This window comes from Dactylosporangium sp. NPDC000521, assembly GCF_042898305.1.
In the GTDB taxonomy this organism is placed as follows: Bacteria; Actinomycetota; Actinomycetes; order Mycobacteriales; family Micromonosporaceae; genus Dactylosporangium.
Genome location: NZ_JBIAYW010000010.1, coordinates 185,745 through 205,807 on the forward strand (window position 1 = coordinate 185,745; position 20,063 = coordinate 205,807).

General features: G+C 70.8%; 16 protein-coding genes, 3 tRNA genes and 2 pseudogenes. 13 read left to right on the forward strand and 8 right to left on the reverse strand.

Annotation, left to right across the window (positions count from 1 at the left end; genetic code table 11):
• The first annotated feature begins 177 nt into the window (after positions 1–177).
• On the forward strand, positions 178–1,245 hold the full coding sequence (locus ACFY3L_RS31060) for an acyl-CoA dehydrogenase family protein (protein ID WP_389331870.1): 1,068 nt from the start codon (positions 178–180) through the stop codon (positions 1,243–1,245).
• 24 nt (positions 1,246–1,269) lie between these two features.
• Here the strand turns inward: ACFY3L_RS31060 and ACFY3L_RS31065 are convergent, their stop codons facing one another.
• From ACFY3L_RS31065 to ACFY3L_RS31080, 4 genes and pseudogenes are all read right to left on the reverse strand, one after another.
• Complete coding sequence (locus ACFY3L_RS31065; protein WP_389331873.1) at positions 1,270–1,725, reverse strand: MaoC family dehydratase; 456 nt, start codon at positions 1,723–1,725, stop codon at positions 1,270–1,272.
• A 107-nt stretch (positions 1,726–1,832) separates the two neighbouring features.
• Positions 1,833–5,006 carry a S8 family serine peptidase gene (locus ACFY3L_RS31070; RefSeq protein WP_389331876.1) on the reverse strand — a complete coding sequence of 1,058 codons (3,174 nt, stop codon included), beginning with the start codon at positions 5,004–5,006 and terminating at the stop codon, positions 1,833–1,835.
• Positions 5,007–5,800: 794 nt separating this feature from the next.
• Positions 5,801–6,577: pseudogene (locus ACFY3L_RS31075) on the reverse strand (hypothetical protein); the annotation flags it as partial.
• A gap of 30 nt (positions 6,578–6,607) precedes the next feature.
• Positions 6,608–6,781, reverse strand: a complete 174-nt coding sequence (locus ACFY3L_RS31080) for a hypothetical protein (RefSeq protein WP_389331879.1) — start codon at positions 6,779–6,781, stop codon at positions 6,608–6,610.
• Between the two features lie 40 nt (positions 6,782–6,821).
• On the opposite strand from ACFY3L_RS31080, the gene ACFY3L_RS31085 reads away from it, so the two are divergent.
• The gene (locus ACFY3L_RS31085) at positions 6,822–7,511 is read left to right on the forward strand and encodes an HAD family hydrolase (protein WP_389331882.1); all 690 of its coding nucleotides are present in this window, start codon (positions 6,822–6,824) and stop codon (positions 7,509–7,511) included.
• Here ACFY3L_RS31085 and ACFY3L_RS31090 read toward each other — a convergent pair.
• Both ACFY3L_RS31090 and ACFY3L_RS31095 read right to left on the reverse strand, forming a co-directional pair.
• Positions 7,508–8,779 carry a cryptochrome/photolyase family protein gene (locus ACFY3L_RS31090; RefSeq protein WP_389331885.1) on the reverse strand — a complete coding sequence of 424 codons (1,272 nt, stop codon included), beginning with the start codon at positions 8,777–8,779 and terminating at the stop codon, positions 7,508–7,510. The two genes, ACFY3L_RS31085 and ACFY3L_RS31090, sit on opposite strands and share 4 nt — an antisense overlap.
• 241 nt (positions 8,780–9,020) lie before the next feature.
• Positions 9,021–9,920, reverse strand: a pseudogene (locus ACFY3L_RS31095) (phytoene/squalene synthase family protein); the annotation flags it as partial.
• Between the two features lie 90 nt (positions 9,921–10,010).
• On the opposite strand from ACFY3L_RS31095, the gene crtI reads away from it, so the two are divergent.
• The 10 genes from crtI to ACFY3L_RS31145 all read left to right on the forward strand — a co-directional run bounded on the left by crtI (position 10,011) and on the right by ACFY3L_RS31145 (position 16,457).
• Positions 10,011–11,507 carry a phytoene desaturase family protein gene (gene crtI / locus ACFY3L_RS31100; RefSeq protein WP_389331888.1) on the forward strand — a complete coding sequence of 499 codons (1,497 nt, stop codon included), beginning with the start codon at positions 10,011–10,013 and terminating at the stop codon, positions 11,505–11,507.
• Positions 11,508–11,656: 149 nt separating this feature from the next.
• Entirely contained in the window at positions 11,657–12,196 is a 540-nt protein-coding gene (gene idi / locus ACFY3L_RS31105) for an isopentenyl-diphosphate Delta-isomerase (protein ID WP_389331892.1), read from the forward strand.
• Positions 12,193–13,068, forward strand: a complete 876-nt coding sequence (locus ACFY3L_RS31110) for a MerR family transcriptional regulator (protein ID WP_389331895.1) — start codon at positions 12,193–12,195, stop codon at positions 13,066–13,068. Before idi ends, ACFY3L_RS31110 begins: the two co-directional genes overlap by 4 nt.
• Before the next feature lie 147 nt (positions 13,069–13,215).
• A complete protein-coding gene (locus tag ACFY3L_RS31115) occupies positions 13,216–14,103 on the forward strand; it encodes a polysaccharide deacetylase family protein (protein WP_389331898.1) in 888 nt (295 codons plus the stop codon).
• 144 nt (positions 14,104–14,247) lie between these two features.
• Positions 14,248–14,320 (forward strand) — tRNA-Glu (locus ACFY3L_RS31120).
• A gap of 34 nt (positions 14,321–14,354) precedes the next feature.
• Positions 14,355–14,428, forward strand: a tRNA-Asp gene (locus ACFY3L_RS31125).
• A 13-nt stretch (positions 14,429–14,441) separates the two neighbouring features.
• Positions 14,442–14,515: transfer RNA gene (locus ACFY3L_RS31130), tRNA-Phe, on the forward strand.
• Positions 14,516–14,906: 391 nt separating this feature from the next.
• Positions 14,907–15,161 carry a Uma2 family endonuclease gene (locus ACFY3L_RS31135; protein WP_389331901.1) on the forward strand — a complete coding sequence of 85 codons (255 nt, stop codon included), beginning with the start codon at positions 14,907–14,909 and terminating at the stop codon, positions 15,159–15,161.
• A gap of 82 nt (positions 15,162–15,243) precedes the next feature.
• A complete protein-coding gene (locus ACFY3L_RS31140) occupies positions 15,244–15,846 on the forward strand; it encodes a hypothetical protein (RefSeq protein WP_389331904.1) in 603 nt (200 codons plus the stop codon).
• A gap of 473 nt (positions 15,847–16,319) precedes the next feature.
• A complete protein-coding gene (locus tag ACFY3L_RS31145) occupies positions 16,320–16,457 on the forward strand; it encodes a hypothetical protein (protein WP_389331907.1) in 138 nt (45 codons plus the stop codon).
• Between the two features lie 1,243 nt (positions 16,458–17,700).
• Here ACFY3L_RS31145 and ACFY3L_RS31150 read toward each other — a convergent pair.
• Entirely contained in the window at positions 17,701–18,093 is a 393-nt protein-coding gene (locus ACFY3L_RS31150; protein WP_389331910.1) for a hypothetical protein, read from the reverse strand.
• A gap of 48 nt (positions 18,094–18,141) precedes the next feature.
• On the reverse strand, positions 18,142–18,567 hold the full coding sequence (locus ACFY3L_RS31155; RefSeq protein WP_344500962.1) for a hotdog fold thioesterase: 426 nt from the start codon (positions 18,565–18,567) through the stop codon (positions 18,142–18,144).
• A 109-nt stretch (positions 18,568–18,676) separates the two neighbouring features.
• On the opposite strand from ACFY3L_RS31155, the gene ACFY3L_RS31160 reads away from it, so the two are divergent.
• Positions 18,677–20,041 (forward strand): ABC transporter substrate-binding protein, encoded by a 1,365-nt coding sequence (locus ACFY3L_RS31160; RefSeq protein WP_389331913.1) that lies wholly within the window; start codon positions 18,677–18,679, stop codon positions 20,039–20,041.
• Positions 20,042–20,063: the final 22 nt, after the last annotated feature.

Sequence of the window (20,063 nt, forward strand, 5' to 3'; positions counted from 1 at the left end):
GCGGCATGAGCGGCCAGCGCAGCGGCTCGGGCCGCTCATCATGTGACAGGTTCCGGGCAGGCCGACGCCGGAGCGAAGCGGAGGTGGCGGCATGAGCGGCCAGCGCAGCGGCTCGGGCCGCTCATCATGTGACAGGTTCCGGGCAGGCCGACGCCGGAGCGAAGCGGAGGTGGCGGCATGACCGATCTGCTGTACAGCGACGTCGAGGAGGAGCTGCGCTCCAGCGTGCGCGCGCTGCTGGGCGACCGCGCCGGGTTCGAGGCGGTGCTGGCGAGGATCGAGTCGGCCGAACCCGTCGACCTGAAGCTGTGGCGGGCACTGGCGGTCGACCTCGGGGTGGCCGGCCTGCCGGTGCCCGAGGCGGCCGGTGGCGCGGGCGCGTCGTGGCGGGAGACCGCGGTGGTGATGGAGGAGCTCGGCCGCAGTGTCGCGCCGGTGCCGTTCCTCGGCAGCTCCGTCCTGGCGGTTGCCGCGCTCACCGGCACGGGCGACCCGCTGCTCGACGCGATCGCCGCCGGCAGCCGCACCGCGACCCTGGCGGTGCCGCTGGCCGCACGGGCCTCGCAACCGTGGACCGTCACCGCCGGGGGTGACCGGCTGGACGGCACCGTCACCAGCGTCGTCGATGCCGCGGCGGCCGATGTACTGCTGGTGCCTTCCGCCGCCGGGCTCTACGCGGTGGACGCCGCGCAGGCGCGACGGGTGCCGGTCGTCAGCTTCGACCTGACCCGGCCGCTCACCGACGTCACCTTCACGGACGCGCCGGGGCGGCTGGTCACCGCCGACGCGGCCGGGTCCGTGGACCGGGCCCTCATGGCCGGGGCGGCGCTGCTCGCGTCCGAGCAGCTCGGCGTCGCGGAGTGGTGCCTGACGACGACCGTCGAATACGTGAAGACCCGGCGGCAGTTCGCCCGGCCGGTCGGCTCGTACCAGGCGATCAAGCACCGGCTCGCGGACCTGTGGGTGAGCGTCACGCAGGCCCGCGCGGTGGCCCGCTACGCGGCGGGCTGTCTGGCGGCCGACGACCCGGACCTTCCGGTCGCGGCGGCCGTCGCCCAGGCGTTCTGCTCCCCGGTGGCGGTCAAGGCCGCCGAGGAGTGCGTCCAGCTGCACGGCGGGATCGGCTTCACCTGGGAGCACCCGGCGCACCTGTACCTGAAGCGGGCCCGCTCCAACGCGGCGACGTTCGGGTCGGCCTCCGCCCATCGCACGGCGTTGGCCGGCCTGGTGTCGCTGCCGGGCTGAGCCGGGGGTCGCCGCCGAGCGGCGTCACAGGAGGAGCCGGGTCAGCGACTCGGCGACGCAGACCGGCTTCTCCTGGCCCTCGCGCTCGACGGTCACCTTGTTCTTCAGCTGCAGCCAGCCCTCGCCGATGTCCTCGGCGGACAGCAGCTGCACCGTGGCGCGCACCTTGGACCCGACCGGCAGCGGCGACGGGAACCGCACCTTGTCCAGGCCGTAGTTGATGCCCATCCGGGAGCCTTCCACCCGGTACACGCCGGAGACCAGCACCGGCAGCAGCGACAGGCTCATGAAGCCGTGCGCGATCGTGGTGCCGAACGGTCCGGCCGCGGCCCGCTCCGCGTCCACGTGGATCCACTGGAAGTCGCCGGTGGCCTCGGCGAACAGGTTGATCTGCTCCTGCGTGACCTCCCGCCAGTCGCTGTGGCCAAGGACCTCGCCGACCGAAGCCAGCAACTCGCCGCCGTTCGCAAACGTTCGCATACCCCTGATCCTGCACAGCAAGTGCAACATCCGTCAACGACCGGCGGCCGGCCCCGTGGCTCGGGACCGGCCGCCTTGTCACCTGGGCGTGCCTTGCGATGGCGCGGTTACGTGCCGATGCGGTTGAACTTCAGCGTCACGCCGATGTCGGTGTTGACGACGGTCGTGCCCGGGACGGCCGGGGTGACCACCGAGGTGGAGACCCTGCCGGTGCCGGGGAGCAGACCCTTCACCGTGACGGTGTAGGACGTCGACGCGCCCGGCACCGGGTCGGTGCTGGTCACGTAGAGGTCCGTGGTCGGCACGGTGTTCAGGGGCAGGCCCTGGCCACCGTTGCCGTACGCGTTCTCGGCCCCGACGACGAGGTTCTGCCCGGCCGGCGCGGTGCCGACGGTGGCGAAGTCGTAGGAGAACGCGATGTCCTGCGGGCCACCCGAGCCCAGCCAGACCTGGAACCGGCGGGTGCGCGTGGTGCCGAAGTCGTTCACCCGCCACTCCACGACGGTCCAGGTGCCGACGCCGTCGGTGAGCACGTTGATCAGCAGACCGGTCGCGCCCGTGCCGTCGAGGTCGGTCCAGAACGGCGCGAGGACGTTGTTCGGCTTCGCGGGGTTCGGGATCGGGGTGATGTCACAGCAGTTGTTGTTCTCGGTGCTGTTGTCGCTGCCCGGGTACAGGTAGCCGTTCGTGTCGACGGTGAGCGAGGAGTACTCGACACCGTTGTACTTGAACGACGGCACGTTGAACGTCGTCAGGTTCTCGTCGCCGATCGGGGTCACCAGCGTGCCCCCGAACAGGTCGAGCGGGATGTACCCGGCGATGGTGCCCGGGGCGATCGACGGCGTGCCCGGCACGGCACCGGCGAGCGGCGCGGCCTTCTTCTCCGCCTTGAACGGGTTGACCACCGTGGCACCGCTCGCGCCGACGATCGGCACGTTGAGCGTGGACGTGGTGGTGAAGTCCGCCGTGGTGTCGTTGAAGGTGTTGTTCGTGGCCGTCACGGTGCAGGTGCTGTTCTGCAGCAGCGTCAGCGACGGCGGCGCGCAGGACTGCGTCACCGTGATGTCACCCTGCTGCGGGATGAACGCGACCGGCAGGTGCAGCGCCGGCACGCTCGAGCTGACCGGCTTCAACCGGACCTCACCGAAGTACTGCGCCTTGGCGGCGCTGGACTTGATGGTGATGTTGATGGTCGCGGTCTCCCCCGCCTTCACGGTGAAGATGGCCGGGGACACAGTGATCGAGGAGCCGGCCGGCGAGGTCGCCTCGGTCCTGTAGGTCTGCGTCTTGCCCGAGACGTTCTTCGCCGTGCGGACCGCGGTGAGCTTGCCCGGCATGACCGGGGCGTTCACCGACGGAAGGTTGATCTGCACCGCGTTGACCGGGTCGTTGCCCAGCGCGAACAACCGGTCGGCCGTCTCGTCGAACGTGAGGCCGGGGTTGGCCGCGAGGTTGACCTGGACCCGACCGGAGCCGAGATCGAACGGGTCGGCCGGAGTCGTCCCGTTCTCCTTCTTCACGCTGGTCGTCGCCGTGGTCATCAGCGAGGACTTGATCTGACCCGGGGTGAAGTCCGGGTGCGCCGCCTTCTCCAGGATGGCGGAGCCGGCGATGTGCGGCGACGCCATCGAGGTGCCCGCGATCGCCATGAAGTACTGGCCGGACGGGCCACCGGCCACGTCGTCCAGGACCGGCGTCTGGCCGGCCAGGATCTGCACGCCGGGGGCGGCGATGTCGGGCTTGACGAACTGGCCGCCGGGGCCACGCGACGAGAAGGTCGCCATCGTGTCACCGGTGCCGATGACCTTCGTGCCCGGGGTGAACTTGGCCGTGATGCCCGGGTGGGCGGCGACGAAGTTCAGGAACGCCGTGCCGTCGGCGAGGTGCACCGTCGGCAGCCAGTGGTTGTCGCTGAGCGCGTCAGCCGCCGGGTTGTTGTACAGGATCATGCCGGCGGCACCACCCTGCCTGACGTTGAAGCCCTTCAGAACGCGGCCGGGGCTGCGCTGGCACGCCACGATCTTGTTGACGAAGATCCCGGGCGGGGCCGGGGCGTCACAGGTCGCGTTGCTGTACGGCGGCGCCGAGGCCAGGACGACCTGCTTCGGCGTGTCGACGCCCTGCGTGATCGAGACGCCCTTGAGGGTCGCCGAGGCGCCGTCGCTGGAGGCGACGGTCAGGGTCGACTCGAAGGAGCGCTTCTGGGTCGACGCCGCGACGGTGGTGACCCAGCCCGACAGGTGGTCGGTCGTGGACGCGCCCGGGCCGGAGTTGCCGGCGGAGGCGGCCACGAAGACGCCGGCCTTGTAGGCGTCGAAGAACGCCAGCTCCACGATGTCGGTGTACGGGCTCGCGCCACCCGAGATCGAGAAGTTGATGACCTTGACGCCGTCCTTGATCGCCTGGGCGACCGCGGCGGCCGAGTCGGTGCTGTAGCAGCCGGTGGCGCCACAGACCTTGTACACCGAGACCCAGGCACCGGGCGCGACGCCGTTGATCGGCCCCCGCTCGACGCCGAGGACGTTCGCCGACGCGACCGGGTTACCGGCGGCGGTCGACGCGGTGTGGGTGCCGTGGCCGTCGGAGTCGCGGGCGGTGTACCCGAACAGCTCCATCGGCTGCAGCGCGTTGTAGGTGTCCAGGAAGCCTTTGCCACCGATGAGCTTGTTCTGGCAGACGAACGGGTCGGCCGCCGGGGTGAGCGGGTTGTCGCCGAAGTCGCAGGACCGCGGCGTGCCGTCCGCCTTCGCGGGCGGGGCGCCGAGGTTGCCGTTGTCCGCGAACGACGGGTGCTCCGGCCACACGCCACTGTCGAGCGAGCCGAAGATGACGCCCTTGCCGGCGTTCGGCTTGCCGCCGAGCGACGGGTAGACCTGGTCGGCACCGATGAAGCTGGTGCTCGAGTCGGTCTGCGGGGCACGGGCCGCGTCGGACTGGACCGCCACGACGTTGTCGAGCGTGAGAATCGTGCCGATCTTGTTCGCCGGCACCGTCAGCGCGATACCGCCGTAGACCGTCCGCAGCTTCTGGCCGACTTTGGCGTCCGGGACCTGCTTGCGCAGTTGCTCGACGAACTTGTCCTCAATTGCCTTGATGCGGCTTTCGTAGCGCTGTTCCGCGGTACTTCCGGAAAGCTCCTTACCGGTGACTGACGGGCTCGTCGCCTCATATCCGGCAATGCCGCCGGCGTATGTCGCGGTCGAGTCGTAGTCGAGCTTCACCGCGATCGGCAGCCGGGTGCTGTCGGTGCGGTTGAGCAGGGACTGGTCGGTTTTCGCCATGCGACTCGTGGGTGACTTCGCGGTCTCGACCTGCTTGACCAGCGACGCTCCCGGCACCGGTGTCAAGCTGCCGCTCTGCACCGGTGCTGCCTGGCTCGGACTTGCCGAGACGAACACGAGCAAAGGCGGAACGAGTGCTGACGCCACTGCGGCGTGCACCCATGTCCGTCGGTTCATCTTGCCCCCTCTCAGGACGGGCTGTGTCCGAAGGGATGTGACTGACTTCCCCCGTGGTGCTGCTCCGGCGTGGCCCACCCTCGGCCTACGCGCACGCCGGCGCCGCATATCCCGAATGCTCGATATACGCCGTCACAACATGCCAGTTTTCCGCAGCGCAGAACAGAGGCAGTCACTCCGGAGAATCCCGCCGAACAGGGGTTGTAGGGCAACGTCGAGGGTTGCCGAACGCACGGCAGTACCGCATAAACAAGGTATTGCCGCGTTGATCAGCACCAATGGCATAGAAAAGGTCCGGAAACGACAAAACCCGCCCTTTCGGGCGGGTTTGTCGAAAACGTTCAGGCGTCGTCGCGGGGTGGCGGTTTCATCACCACGGTCTCGTCGGCGTTCTCGACCGGCCGCTGCGACGGCACCTGGATCTGCCCGCCGGCCGCCGGGTTCACCGGCGTCGACGGCGGGGTCACGGCCGGCGGCACCGCCGGAGGGAACATCGGCGGCACGATCGGGACCACCATCGTGGGGGCGTCCACCGCCGCGGCGGCCTCATCCGCCCGGCTCAACTCCACCTGCCGCAGGCGGGCCTGCCTGGCCTCCTCGGCCTGGCGCACCGCCTCCGCCTGCCTGGCCGCCTCGGCCTGGCGCGCGGCCTCGGCCTGCCTGGCCTCCTCCGCCGCGGCCTCCTCGGCGGCCCGGCGGGCCTCCGCCTCCTCGCGGCGGGCCTGCGCGTGGGCCTTCACCCGCTCGGACACGGCCGGCGCCTCCTGCTCGACGCGGCTGAGCCAGCCCTCCCACCGCTGCTGCATCGGCCGGACCAGCCCGCCGCCGACCCCGACGATGAGGATGCCGGCGACCGTGGCGAGCACCGCGATCAGCACCGGCATGGTCACCGACGTGGCGATGCCGATCTGGTTCAGCGCCGCGATGACGCCCAGGCCGAGCACGAAGCAGTACCCCAGGTTCGCCAGGAGCCGCCCGTACGGCAGGCCGCCCAGCGCACCGGTGACGATGTCCCGCAGCCCGCTGGCGAGCGCCGCGGCGACGACCACGATCACGATGGCGACGGCGGCCTTCGGCAGCCACGACACCACGTCGTCGATGAGGTCGGACACCGGGTTGGGGCCCCACACGCCGAACGCGATCTGCAGCGTGAAGAGCAGGATCGCGTAGTAGACGAGCTTGGCGATCAGGTCGCCGGCGTCGAAGCGCGTGCGCGACAACGCCCGGCCGACGCCGCCGCGGTCCGCGAGGCGGTCGAACCCGACCTTCGCCAGCACCTTGCGCACCAGCTCCCGCAGCGCGACCGCGACGGCCCAGCCGATCAGGAGGATGACGATGAAGAGCAGCAGGGACGGCACGAACCGTACGACGTCTGCGAGGGCATCACGGACCATGCGGTGAGGCTTGCCCAAACATCGTCGGGGCTAATCGTCCATGCCCGCCAGCCCCTTCGGGCTCTCCGTCTCGCGGGCGTGCTCCGGACCGCCCGCCAGCTGGTCGGCGATGGTCACGCTGCAGTGCTCGACGGCGAAGTCACCGAGTTCGTCGACGTCGAAGCCGGGGAACGGCTCCAGGATCCGCACCTGTTGCTCGGTCATACGTCCAGTGAAACCCCCCGCAGGTGGGTAGAACGGACTCATGACCAAACCAGTGACCGGTGTGCTCTTTGATGTCGACGGGACCCTCATCGACAGTGTCTACCTGCATACGACGGCCTGGTGGCAGGCGTTCCGGCAGTTCGGGCACGACGTGCCGTCGGCCCGCATCCACCGGGCGATCGGGATGGGGTCGGACAAGATCCTGGACCACCTGCTGGGCTCCGGCCACGACCCCGGAGACGACGACGCGCTGCGGGCCGCGCACTCCAGCCTGTACGCGGCGCAGTGGACGGCGCTGCGCCGGCTGCCGGGCGCGCAGCGGCTGCTGGAGACGTGCGCCGACCGCGGGCTGCGCAACGTGCTCGCCACGTCGGCGTCGAAGCCGGAGCTCGGCGCGCTGCTGCGGTGCCTGGACGCCGACGCGGTCATCGACACGGTGACCAGCGCCGACGACGCCGGGGAGAGCAAGCCGGCGCCGGACATCGTGGAGGTGGCGCTGCGGCGGGCGAAGCTCGACGCCGGCGAGGTCGTGTTCGTCGGCGACTCGGTCTGGGACGTGCAGGCGGCCGGGAAGCTGTCGATCCCGTGCATCGGCGTGACCAGCGGCGGGCTGTGCGCGGCGGAGCTGCTCGACCACGGCGCCGCCGCCGTCTACGCCGACCCGCAGGACCTGCTGGACAACCTCGACGAGGCGCTGACCACCGCGTTCCGCGTCGCGCTCACCGCTTAGAGCCGCAGCGGCGCCGGGTAGCCGCGCGGGGGTTCGGGCAGGTTCCACGGCTCGTGGACGGCCTTGCCGTCGATGTCCGCCAGCTCGGGCGCGTAGCGGCGCACGTAGTCGCCGTCTGGGTCGAAGCGGTGCGCCTGCCTGATGGGGTTGAAGCGCCGGTACGGCTTGGTGTCGTTGCCCGTGCCGGCGACCCACTGCCAGTTGCCGTAGTTGTTGGCGACGTCCCCGTCGAGCAGCAGGTCGAAGAAGTGGTCGCCGCCGGCCCGCCAGTCCACGCCCAGGTGCTTGGTCAGGTAGGAGGCGGTGATGAGGCGGGCCCGGTTGTGCATCCATCCCTCGGCGAGCAGCTGCCGCATGCCGGCGTCGACGACCGGGACGCCGGTCTGCCCCTCCCGCCATGCCTGCAGCGCGTCGGACTCGTCGCGCCAGCGCTCCTCGGCCGACGCCCGGTATGCCTTGCGCCGCAGGTCGGGGAACGCGAACAGCACCTGCTGGTAGAAGTCGCGCCAGCACAGTTGCCGCAGGAACGGCTCCGCGCCCGGGCGGCCGTGGACGCGGGCCGCCACGTCCCGCGGCGACAGGCAGCCGAAGTGCAGGTACGGGCTGAGCCGGGAGGTCCGGTCGGCCGCCATGGCGTCGTGGTCGTCCTCGTAGCCCGCCAGGTGCGGCAGCCACTCGGTGAGCCTGCGCCGCCCGGCGGACTCGCCGCCTTCGGTCTTCGCGGGGCGGTTTTGAAACCAGGACGCCGGAAGGTCGTCGGGGAGCCGGAGGCTGCGGGGCGCGGCCTCGACGTCGCGCCAGCCGGCGGCCTGCCAGGCGCGCCAGAACGGTGTGAAGACCTTGTAGTGCCCCGCGCCGCCGGTGGGGCGGAGCGCGCCGGGCGGCACGACCGTGACGCCGTCGAAGGTCTTCAGCGCGATCCGTTCGGCGGCGCAGGCGTCCGCCAGGCGGCGCTCCCGCTCACGGGCGTAGCCGCTCACGTCCGCGGCGACCCCGATGCCCTCGGCGCCGGTGCGCTTCGCCACCCGTACCGACTCCGCTGCCGGATCTCCGTGCAGCTCGACGAGGTCGGCTCCGCGCTGCCGCAGCGACGCCTTCAGGTCGGTGAGGCTCTCGTCGAGGAACCTGCGGCGGTTCGCGCCGGCCCTCAGGGAGGAATCGTGCACGAACAGCGGGACGACCCGCTCGGCGGCGCGGGCGGCCGCGGCGAGCGCCGGGTTGTCGTGCACCCGCAGGTCGCGGGTGAAGAGCACGACCGCGGTCTTCACGCTCTCGTCCCCCGAACGCCGGAGGCGTTCATGCCTATGTCCTCCACGCCGGAGGCGTTCACGCTTATCTCGTCCACGCCGGAGGCGTTCACGCTGATGTCCTCCACGCCGGCGGCGGTCATGCCGCGGTGCCGCGCAGGTCGAGGACCGCCGGCACGTGCAGCTCGGCGGCGGGATCGCGCGGCAGCGGCAGGGCGACCGGCGGCATCTGCGGCTGGGGGTCGAACGCACCGGCCGGGGTGCCCGGGATCGGCACGGGTGCGCCGGGGCGGGTCAGCAGGCAGCGCAGCGCCACCGCGACGCGGCGCGCCTTCGGCACGGTGGCGCGGCCGGCGAACACGTCGTGGTCCTGCGCCTCGACCGCGTCGAGGATGCCGCCGTACAGGCGGAACGCCGCCCGCATGCACGCCTGGGAGCTGGGCGCCAGCATCTGGATCCCCGGCGCGGCCGCGATGTAGTGCTGCCGGGCGCGCTGCACCTCGTACCCGACCAGGCTCTTGATCTTCGGGCTGCTGCGCCGCTCGCGGGCCGCCGCCAGCAGGTCCTCGCGGGTGACCCCGAACCGGTGCAGGTCCTCCTCGGGCAGGTAGATCCGCCCGCGGTCGAGGTCCTCGGCGACGTCGCGGATGAAGTTGGTGAGCTGGAACGCGAGACCGAGCTGGCGGGCGGGCTCACGGGCGGCGGACCGGTCGCTCGCCTCGAGGATCGGCAGCATCATCGTGCCGATCACCGCCGCCGATCCCTCCATGTAGTCGAGCAGGTCGTCGTAGGTCGCATAGCCGGTGACGGTGAGGTCCATGGCCATGCTCGCCAGGAACTTGCGGAAGTCCTCCAGGTCGATGTCGAACACCTGGATCGTGTGCAGCACCGCCGGCAGGAGCGGGTCGTCGGTCGGCGCGCCGCGCAGCCCCCGCACGAACGCGTCGCTCCAGGCGTCGAGCTCGCGGGCGCGGTCCTGCGGGGTCAGCCGCTCGGTGCGGTCGACGATCTCGTCCGCGTAGCGCGTGAACCCGTAGAGCGCGTGCACGTGCCGGCGCTTCCAGGCGGGCAGCAGCCGCGTCGCCAGGTAGTACGTCCGGCCGTGGTGGCGGTGCAGCGCGCGGCACCGCTCGTAGGCGGCGGTCAGGGGCGCTGACTCCATGGTGGCCTCCGTGTAAATCGACGCACAAATCGACGCAAGGTCGAGCCTACGCTACGCTTCGGTCGTGCGGGTAGTGAAGGAGCTTCGGTCATGCGGGTGGTGACAGGTCCGACCGACCGGGTGGTCGTCGTCGGAGCGGGGCTGGGCGGGCTCGCCGCGGCGATACGGCTGGCGGCCGTGGGTCGCGAGGTCACCCTGCTGGAGCGGGACGACTACCCGGGCGGCCGGGCGGGGAAACTCAGCATCGGCGGTTACGAGTTCGACACCGGGCCCACCGTGCTGACGATGCCGTCGCTGCTGGAGGACCTGCTCGGCGCCGTCGGGGAGGACCTGGCCGGCTGGCTGCCGATGACCCGGCTCGATCCGGCGTACCGCGCGCACTTCCCCGACGGCTCCACGCTCGACGTCATCGCCGACACCGCGCGGATGGCCGGCGAGGTCGCCAGGGTCTGCGGCTCCCGCGAGGCCGACGGCTACCTGCGCTTCGTCGACGACGCGCGGGAGCTGTGGCGGCTGGAGCGCGACGACTTCATCGACCGCAACCTCGACCGCCCGCGGGACCTCGTCACCGCCAACCTGTGGCGGCTGGTGGCCCGCGGCGGCTTCGGCCGGCTCCAGTCGAAGGTCGACAGCTACTTCAAGGACCCACGGACCAGGCGGATCTTCTCCTTCCAGGCGATGTACGCGGGGGTCGCGCCGCACCAGGCGCTCGCGCTCTACGCGGTGATCGCCTACCTCGACTCCGTCGCCGGGGTGTACTTCCCGCAGGGCGGCATCCACGCCGTCTCGCGGGCGCTCGCCGACGTCGCCACCAAGCACGGCGTCACCATCCACTACGGCGCGACCGTCTCGTCGGTGCAGGTCCACGCCGGCCGCGCGACCGGCGTGGTGTGCGCCGACGGCCGCCGGTTCGCCGCCGACACCGTCGTGCTCAACCCGGACCTGCCGGTGGCGTACCGGGACCTGCTGCCGCCCACCCGGTGGCGCAACCCGCTGCTGGGCAGGCTGCGGTACTCGCCGTCGTGCGTGGTGCTGCACGTGGGGTCGCGGCAGTCGTACGGTGCGATCGCCCACCACAACATCCACTTCGGCCGGGCGTGGCGGGAGACCTTCGACGAGGTCATCAACCAGGGCCGGCTGATGAGTGACCCGTCCATCCTGGTCACCAACCCCACGCACACCGACCCCTCGCTCGCCCCGGACGGCCGGCAGACCTACTACGTGCTCGCGCCGACGCCGAATCTCACCGCGCCGCTGCTGGACTGGCGGGGGACCTTGCGCGGCACGTACCGCAGCGAACTCATCGACACGTTGGAGCAGCGCGGCTACGTCGGATTCGGCGACGGCATCGAGGTGTCGCGCTTCATCACCCCGGCGGACTGGGCCGATCAGGGCATGGCGGCGGGGACACCGTTCGCCGCGGCGCACACCCTGCGGCAGACCGGACCCTTCCGGCCGGGCAACCTCCACCCCACACTGTCCAATGTGGTCTTCGTGGGATCCGGGACACAGCCAGGTGTCGGTGTGCCGATGGTCCTGATCTCCGGCCGGCTGGCGGCCGAGCGAATTACAGGAGTGGTGTCTTGAGTTCGTCTTCTCCTTCGTCGGGTTCTGGCTCGTCGGGTTCTGGCTCGTCGGCTTCTGGCTCGTCGGCTTCTGGCTCGTCGGGTTCTGGCTCGTCGGGTTCTGGCTCGTCGGCTTCTGGCTCGTCGGCTTCTGGCTCGTCGGGTTCTCGTGTGGGGGCTTCTCGCGAGTCTCATCTCGTCGAGCTGGTCGATGACGGCGGTGGGGCGGTCGGGGCGACGACGGTCGACGAGGCGCACCGGGCGCCCGGCCTGCTGCACCGCGCCTTCTCCGTCCTGCTCCTGGACGACGACGGGCGGCTCCTGCTGCAACAGCGGGCGGCGGTGAAGACCCGGTTCGCGCTGCGCTGGGCCAACGCGTGCTGCGGGCACCCCGCACCCGGCGAGACCGTCACGTCGGCCGCGGCCCGGCGGCTCGTCGAGGAACTGGGCGTGAGCGCCGTCCCGCTGCGGGAGGTCGGGGTGTACGTGTACCAGGCCTCCGACCCTTCGTCCGGGCGGGTCGAGCACGAATACGACCACGTACTTGTGGGTCACATAACGGATTTTTCGGGTTTGACCGATCCCGATGAGGTCGCCGCCGTCGAATGGGTTTCCGTCGGCGATCTCGAATCGCGGCTGTCGCACTCCCCGGGCCTGTTCGCACCGTGGCTGGCCGGGGTCGTGTCCACCTGGCGGAGCTCGACGGCATGACGGCCGCGGCGGCGTATTCGGCGGGCGCGGTGGCCCGGCGGCTCGGCGTCGCCGTGACAACGCTGCGGACCTGGCACCAGCGGTACGGGATGGGCCCGTCGCTGCATGAGCCCGGCCACCATCGCCGGTACACCGAGCAGGACATCGAACGCCTCGAGACGATGCAGCGCCTGATCGTCCAGGGCGTCGCTCCGCACGAGGCGGCTCGCTGGGCCCTGCAGTCGTCCGCCGCCCCTTCCGTGGCGCCCGGCTCGTTCGTGACTGATTCGGCCGCCTCCTCGCGCGGTCTCTACCGGGCCGCGCTGCGGCTCGACGCGCCGGCCGTGCGGCAGCGGGTCGCGGCGGCCGTGCACGAGCTCGGCGTGGTCGCCGCCTGGGATCAGGTGCTCCGGCCGGTGCTCGCCGCCATCGGCGACCGGCACGCCGCCACCGGCGCCCTGGTCGAGGTCGAGCACCTGGTGTCGGGCTGCGTCTCGGCCGTCTTCGGCGCGGTGCCCCGGCCCGACCCGGCCGTCCCGTCCCGCATCCTGCTCGCCTGCGCCGACGAGGAGCAGCACAGCCTGCCTCTCGACGCGCTCGGCGCCGCCCTCGCCGCGGCCGGCGCCGGGACCCGCATGCTCGGCGCCCGCGTCCCGCCGACGGCCCTCGCCACCGCCGTGCGGCGGACCGGCCCGGCGGCCGTGCTGGTCTGGTCGCAACTGCGCGCGACCGGCGACCCCGCGCAGCTTTCGCCGGTCCTCGATGCCCCCTGGCGGCCGCTGGTCGTCGCCGCCAGCGGCCCCGGATGGGACGTGGCGGCACTTCCGGCCGGGGTTTCGTCACCCACTACGCTGACCGAGGCATTGGCGCTGCTCACCTCGGTGGTCAACTGACTTCACCTTTCTTCGTCCGTGTAAAACTCCCTTGACGCGGTACTCCCGGCTTCGTGCCACGGACTGAACGCGGGAGGCACCTGGGTGCGTCTTGTCATTAGCGTGTGCGTTCGCCACCATGCTGACAACCCACCCCCGGAGCTGATGATGACCCGCACCCGACTCGCCCTAGGAGCGCTGATCAGCGCCGCCGTCCTGGCCCTCGCCGGCTGCGGCGCATCCGGCGCCTCCGCGGCGTCGTGGCATGGGCCGTCCTCCGGCGCTCCCGACGGCGGCCAGGCCGGCGGCACGCAGGCGCACCCGATCGGCGACTCGACCGCGCAGGCCGCCACGGGCGCCGCAAAGCCGTCCGCGTCCGCCTCCGCCACTCCCTCGGTGTCGGCGTCGGCCTCCGCGTCGCCGTCCGCCTCCGCGTCGGCCACCGCCACCTCCGACGGCATCATCCGGACGACCGGCGGCAATGGGGTCGCCCTGACCTTCGACGACGGTCCGTCCGCCGACACCCCGAAGCTGCTCGCCATGCTGCGCCAGCACAACATCAAGGCCACGTTCTGCGTCGTCGGCGTCGCCGTCCAGGAGTTCCCGCAGTACCTGCAGGAGATCGTCAAGGACGGTCACACGCTGTGCAACCACACCTGGAAGCACGACGAGAAGCTCGGCAAGAAGTCCGCCGACACCATCCGCGCCGACCTCCAGCGCACCAACGACGAGATCCGCAAGGCCGTCCCCGACGCGCAGATCAAGTACTTCCGCCACCCCGGCGGCAACTTCACCCCCGCCGCGGTGCAGATCGCGACGGAGCTGGGCATGGTCTCCCTCGGCTGGACCGTCGACCCCTCGGACTGGAACACCAAGAAGTGGTCCGGCAACCAGATGACCCAGCACATCATCAACAACGTGAGGAACAACACGAAGCCCGGCGCGGTCATCCTTTCGCACGACGGCGGCGGCGACCGCAGCGCCACCCTCGCCGCCTACAAGACCCTCCTGCCCGAGCTCAAGCAGCAGTTCACCCTGATCGCGATGCCTGCGTAGGGGGTTCCGCGGGGGTCCCGTGACACCACGACGGATACCCATTTGGTTTTCGCGGAAGGGGTCACGTATGCTCTGAAAGCCTCCGGCGGGGCCGGATGGGAGCAACACCGCAGAAGTCGCAGAGTATGCGATGATGGCGGGGCCGCCCTCATCGTCTAGCGGCCCAGGACGCCGCCCTTTCAAGGCGGTAGCACGGGTTCGAATCCCGTTGGGGGCACGACCCGGGTTCGCCCGGGTAGCAAGGAGAGCAAGGTCCTGTGGAGCAGTTGGAGTGCTCGCCGCCCTGTCAAGGCGGAGGTCGCGGGTTCAAGTCCCGTCAGGACCGCAAGGCCCATCTTGGGCAGGTAGCTCAGTCGGTACGAGCGTCCGCCTGAAAAGCGGAAGGTCGGCGGTTCGACCCCGCCCCTGCCCACAAAGCTCTTCGCCGGGCTTTCAAGACCCCGACCAGCGGCAACGCAGGTCGGGGTCTTTGTTGTCGTTCGGTGCCCGTGGAAGGCCCGATCGCGCCCTGTGGTGCGACGGATCGCTACCGTCATGCGATGGACGCTGAACACACAGGGATCACCAGTGCGGACCATCCCGATCGCCACGCTGGGTAGTTGCAAAGCTTGGCGGAGATCTAAACTCAGCCGGAGGAAAGTTTAGATCTGCGCTCCAACAGTGGCATGAGCGTCTGCCGCAACGGCTGCAGGTCTGGCCGTGTACGAAGCGGTGAATGTCAGGCTGCACACCGATCGCCTCGTCGTCCCCGATCTCGCCGTGGTCGACTTCGACAGCGACTTCGCCGTCATCGAGCCGGACGTGTGCCGCTCATCGGCGAGATCGTCTCGCCGGGCAACGCAGCGGCGGACCGGGTCATGAAGATGCACCTGTACGCAGCCGCAGGGATCGCGTGGTACCTGCTCGTCGAGCAGGAGCCACCTGGATCTGTGGTGCTGCGTCTCAACCGCCTCGACGGCTCGCACTACGTCGAGGACCAGGTCGTCGGGTCCGGCGCGAGACTCACCGCCACCCGGCCGTTCGCCTTTGAGCTCGACACACTGTCGCTGGGCTCATAGACGGGTCTTGCCGGAGTCACTGGTCGTGACGGCACGGCTACTCCGCCCAGAAAGTGTCGGACCCTGGTCGTAGCGTGCGGGCATGAATCACTTCGCCTGGGACTTCGACGGCATTCCGACCCGCGGCACCGACGTCCGGCGTCGGTTGATGATCGACCATCGCAGTTATGACGTGACGGCGTTCGACGACGGCTCTGGCTTCGTCGGGCTGCGGCTGGTCGGATGGGACTCCGGCTATGTGGTGACGGAGCTGGTGGGCGAGCTGCCGGCTCGTGACGCGAGCGACGTCGGGCAGTTGCTGGCGTCCGCGCTCGCCGGGTTCCGTGGCGGTGGCTCGCCACCGGAGCCACCGTCCGAGGGCGGATGGCTGCTGCCCGACGACCCGGGGCCGCTGGATCTCCGGTCCGCGGCGCCGAAGTCCGGCCAGCCGTGGGAGCCGGCGGATCTCGACCTGCTGGTGCGGCGCTTCCACGAGGGCGCCAGCATCAAGACCCTGAGCGTTGAGCTGGGACGGACCGACGGCGCGGTCCGTCAGCGGCTGCAGATGCTCGGTGAGACGCGACCTGCTCCCCCGCCGTCGACGGAAGGCTCAGCAACGGCGGATCCCATGCCTGCCGCAGCGCCTCCCTCAGCGCCTCCCTCAGCGGCTGCCTCGGCGGCTCCGCTGGCGCGGGAGGCGGGCTGACCGGCGCGGGAGGCGGGCTGACCGGCGCGGGAGGCGGGCTGACCGGCGCGGGAGGCCGGCCGAGTGCCACGGGCGGCTGGCCGAGCGGCGTTCTGGTTGGCGTTCCACGCTCTGGCGCGGTGAGGCAGCCGAACGCGTCATCGAGCGGCCGGCGACCGGGGCTCGACCTGGCCGCCGGTCGGGCCAGCAATCCCGGGCAGCGCGGAAGCCCTGGCCCGGGCGGCAATCCTGCCCCAGACGGCGATCCGGACCGGGGGAGCGGTTCTGGCCTGGGCGGCGATTCTGGCCTGGGCGGCGATCCGGGACAGGGCGGCGATCCGGGACAGGGCGACGATCCGGGACGGGGGAGCAATCCTGTGCCGGGCGGCACGCAGGGTCTGAGCGGCGGTGCGGGCTGGACGTCGAGCATGGCACCTGCGGAGCGGAGGGTGACACCTGGGAGGCGCTGCGGCAGGCGGTCGTAGGCACGGAGGATGCCCTCGGCGGCACGGCGGCGGGCGCACGGCATCGGCTGGTCGCAGGCACCGCACCGGGCGCTGCTGGTCGACTCGACGTGCACGGCGATGGCGCGGTTCGCGTTGGCGATCCGGTCGGCGGCAGTCTGGGAGTAGTGCACCGTTCCCTTGCCATCAGCGCTGCCACGGTCAGGTCCGGCGGCGCGGGCGGAGCGTCTGTGTCGAAGGCAGCCGCGGCAGGCAGCGGCGCGATGGGTGGGGGCGCGATCAGAGGCGGTGCGGTCCGGGGTGCTCATGCGAGGAGGTGGCCCCAGACGGCCTGACCGGCGGTGAGCGCTCTGGCGTACCGCACCTCTTGGCACGGCCAGGAGGCCCGGCAGGCGAGGCAGAAGGCTCGGGTCACTTCGCGGGGTATGTGCAGGAGGAGGAGCCGTTCGGCGTTGACCAGGTCGCCGCTGGAGGCAAGGCCGACCAGCGGCACGCCGAGTTCGGCCCGTGATCGTGATCCAGGCCGAGGCCGTGGCTGGGCGTCTGGGGCAGGCTCGACGGTGGGTCCGGGGGCGGGATGTGACCCCGTGCCCTGGCTGGGGCGCGCTGCCGGGCTCGTGCCGAGAGCGGGGCGTGGAGCGACGCCGCCGAGAGCGGTCCGACCGGAGGCGTGAGCGGGAAGGCTGGGAGTCTCACGTCGGCCGGCCTCGGCGGGCATGCTGGAGGTTCCGCGACGGCCGGCGTCTGGGGGAAGGCTGAAGGTCCCACGACGGCGGGCGTCGGCGCGGGTGGCGTCTGCGGGCACGCTCAAGGCCTCAGGACCGCTGGCCTCGGCGGGAAGGCTGAACTCCCCAGGACGGCCGGACTCGGCACGCAGGATGCCCGTGGGCACGCTGGAGGTCCCAAGACGGGCAGCGTCCGCCGGCACGCTAGAGGCTCCAAGACAGGCAGCGTCCGCCGGCACGCTAGAGGCTCCAAGACAGGCAGCGTCCGCCGGCACGCTAGAGGCTCCAAGACAGGCGGCGTCCGCCGGCACGCTAGAGGTTCCAAGACAGGCGGCGTCTGCGGGCGTGCTCAGCATCTCGTGGCGGCAGGCGTCGGCGTGGGTGGGGTCAGCGGGAACGCTGGAGGGCCCAAGGCGATCAGCCTCAGCGCACGTGGCGTCTGAGTGGACCTGGCTGGGTGGGACGGAGTCGTGTGGCATCGGCGGCCCCCTCGAGAGGAATCGAGAAAAGGGGGCGGGCGCCCGGGGTCGCCAAGGCCAGTTGGCTAGGCGAGCGCCCGCCCGTTCACCCGACCGCGCGGACCCCTCAGTCGACGCACGGTCAGGGGTTCGGGCGCTGCGACGCTCGGTAACGACGTATGTGCAACTATCATGCATCCACTGCGAAAGTGCAAGTGCGAAATTGCTTTACGCGGCGCCGCGGCGGCGGAGGGTAGCGACGGCGGAGCCGGCGAGGGTCATGAGACAGTCGGGGAGCTTGCCGTCGACCAGGGCGACGGTGAAGAGGGCGGTGCCGCTGGGGACGTCCTCGTTGACGTAGGCACTGACGAAGCGGGCGACCCAGCGCTTGTCGTAGTTGGCGTCGTCGATGTCGGGGAACTCCAGGCGCCAGGGGCCGCGGGCGAAGTTCTCGCCGACCATCTCGCCGGCGAGGCGCCATGCGACGTCGTACGCGGCGCTCATCCCGCGCCGGTCGACGACCGTGTCGAAGGTGTGGACCACACCTTCGCCGTCGCCTGCCAAGGCAGACTCCAGGACCATGGCAGCGTCCTGGTAGGTCTCGTCACCGGCCTCATCCACGCCGACACCGTATGCGGCTCAGTCAAGCCGCGTGCGCCGAACCGCCGGCTACGACCGGCGGAGTGCGCAGGTCAGCCGGGCGGTGCAGACGCGGTCGCCCTTCTCGTCGGTGATGGCGATCTCGTACGAGGCGATCATCCCGCCGAGGCGGAGAGGGGTCGCGACGCCGGTGACGATGCCGTCGCGGGCGGCCTTGTGGTGGGTGGCGTTGACGTCGATCCCGACGGCGATGCCGTTGAAGAGGCGGGCCGCGTGCAGGGCGGCGCCGATCGAGCCGAGCGTCTCGGCGAGGACCACCGAGGCGCCACCGTGCAGCAGGCCGTAAGGCTGCGTGTTGCCGGCGACGGGCATGGTGGCGACGACCCGCTCCGGGGTGGCCTCCAGCAGCGTGATGCCCATCCGCTCGGCGAGGGTGCCCCGCATCGACATGCCGTCGGTCAGCGCATCACTCTGGGTGACGCCGGTGTCCTCCATGCCGCTAGAGGTTACCGGGTGGTACGCGGCCGGCCGGCACCTCCCCACTTAAGTACTCGGCCAGACCGCGCTATGGTGCGCACGGCACCTTTGGGGAGGAGAAACACTCATGCGCGCACGGTCGGCCAAAGCCATCGTGGGGGCAATCACCGCGATTGGTCTGTTGCTCACCGCGTCCGGCTGCGGTTCCACCGCGCAGAGTAACGGCGACGCCCAGCCGAAAAGCGATATCCGCCTTTACGGATCTGATGGAAACATGGCGAACTCGTTCGGCGAGGCGCTGAAGGACTCGCCGGCCGTGCTCGCCGGGATGAAGGGCACGACCCCGCTGACCCCGCTGAGCGAGGATTTCAAACGGCGGGTGAAATCCATTGATCCCAGTCTCACCGACTTCAACTATTCGGGCGAGGCGTATGACGCCGTCGTGGTGGCGGCACTGGCCGCGGAGGCAGGAAAGTCGGTCGAGTCGGCGTCGATCGCCAAGCAGCTGATCGGGGTCACGACCGGCGACAACGTGTGCGACACGATCGCCGCGTGCCTGACGGCCGCCAAGTCCGGCAAGGATTTCAAGTACCGCGGAATCTCACTGCGCCGGAGTGGGTTCACCGACGCGGGCGAGCCGTCGTCGGCCATGTATGGCGTGCTCAACTTCGGCCGTAGCAACACCATCGACGAGGCGAAGACCGAATTCGTCGGCGCCGGTGACGAGAAGAACGAGAACAAGGCGGCGCCGCCGCCCGCGAGCGGTGGCAACAAGGGCGGCGGGAAAGGCGCGGCGCTGAAGTTCGGCCTGCTGCTGCCGAAGACCGGCGCGCTGGCGTTCCAGGGGCCGCCGATGTTCGCCGCGGCCAAGCTGGCGATCAAGGAGATCAACGAGGCCGGTGGCGTGCTCGGCCAGCCCGTCGTGGCCGAGGAGGGCGACGACGGCACCAACCCGGACGTCGCCAAGGCGGCGGTCGAGAAGTTCATCAACGGTGGCGTGCACGTGATCATCGGCGCGGGCGCGTCGGGGGTGAGCAAGGCCGTCATCCCGCGGGTCGTGCAGGCCGGCAAGGTGATGATCTCGCCGTCGGCGACGTCGGACGAGCTGACGAAGTTCGACGACAAGGGCCTGTTCTTCCGCACGTCGCCGCCCGACATGCTGCAGGCCAAGGCGATCGCCAACATCATCATGCGGGACGGGCACACCAAGGTCGCGATCATCGCGCGGGACGACTCGTACGGCAGCGGGCTCTCCGATGGCGTCCGCAACGACCTGACGGCCGCCGGCATCAAGGCCGGCAACCTGCTGGTCCTCAAGTACGAGGCGAAGGACAACTACGACCCGAAGACCGACGCGACGAAGCTGTTCGCGCCGATCGCGGGGCAGGTCAAGAATTTCGAGGCGACCGGGATCCTGCTGGTGGGCTTCGACGAGTCGGCGCTGGTGATTAAAGCTCTGGTCGCCGCGGGCATAAAGGCACCAACGGCCTAGCGAACACAGGGGCGCGAGCCCC

What these genes read in the sequence shown, in the direction of transcription:
- ACFY3L_RS31065 (WP_389331873.1), bottom strand. Translation starts at nt 1,725, where the DNA reads ATGCGAACGTTTGCGAACGGCGGCGAGTTGCTGGCTTCGGTCGGCGAG.
- ACFY3L_RS31140 (WP_389331904.1), top strand. Translation starts at nt 15,244, where the DNA reads ATGAATCACTTCGCCTGGGACTTCGACGGCATTCCGACCCGCGGCACC.
- ACFY3L_RS31115 (WP_389331898.1), top strand. Translation starts at nt 13,216, where the DNA reads ATGACCCGCACCCGACTCGCCCTAGGAGCGCTGATCAGCGCCGCCGTC.
- ACFY3L_RS31155 (WP_344500962.1), bottom strand. Translation starts at nt 18,567, where the DNA reads ATGGAGGACACCGGCGTCACCCAGAGTGATGCGCTGACCGACGGCATG.
- crtI (WP_389331888.1), top strand. Translation starts at nt 10,011, where the DNA reads ATGCGGGTGGTGACAGGTCCGACCGACCGGGTGGTCGTCGTCGGAGCG.
- ACFY3L_RS31085 (WP_389331882.1), top strand. Translation starts at nt 6,822, where the DNA reads ATGACCAAACCAGTGACCGGTGTGCTCTTTGATGTCGACGGGACCCTC.
- ACFY3L_RS31080 (WP_389331879.1), bottom strand. Translation starts at nt 6,781, where the DNA reads ATGACCGAGCAACAGGTGCGGATCCTGGAGCCGTTCCCCGGCTTCGAC.
- ACFY3L_RS31060 (WP_389331870.1), top strand. Translation starts at nt 178, where the DNA reads ATGACCGATCTGCTGTACAGCGACGTCGAGGAGGAGCTGCGCTCCAGC.
- ACFY3L_RS31110 (WP_389331895.1), top strand. Translation starts at nt 12,193, where the DNA reads ATGACGGCCGCGGCGGCGTATTCGGCGGGCGCGGTGGCCCGGCGGCTC.
- ACFY3L_RS31145 (WP_389331907.1), top strand. Translation starts at nt 16,320, where the DNA reads ATGCCCTCGGCGGCACGGCGGCGGGCGCACGGCATCGGCTGGTCGCAG.
- ACFY3L_RS31160 (WP_389331913.1), top strand. Translation starts at nt 18,677, where the DNA reads ATGCGCGCACGGTCGGCCAAAGCCATCGTGGGGGCAATCACCGCGATT.
- ACFY3L_RS31070 (WP_389331876.1), bottom strand. Translation starts at nt 5,006, where the DNA reads ATGGCGAAAACCGACCAGTCCCTGCTCAACCGCACCGACAGCACCCGG.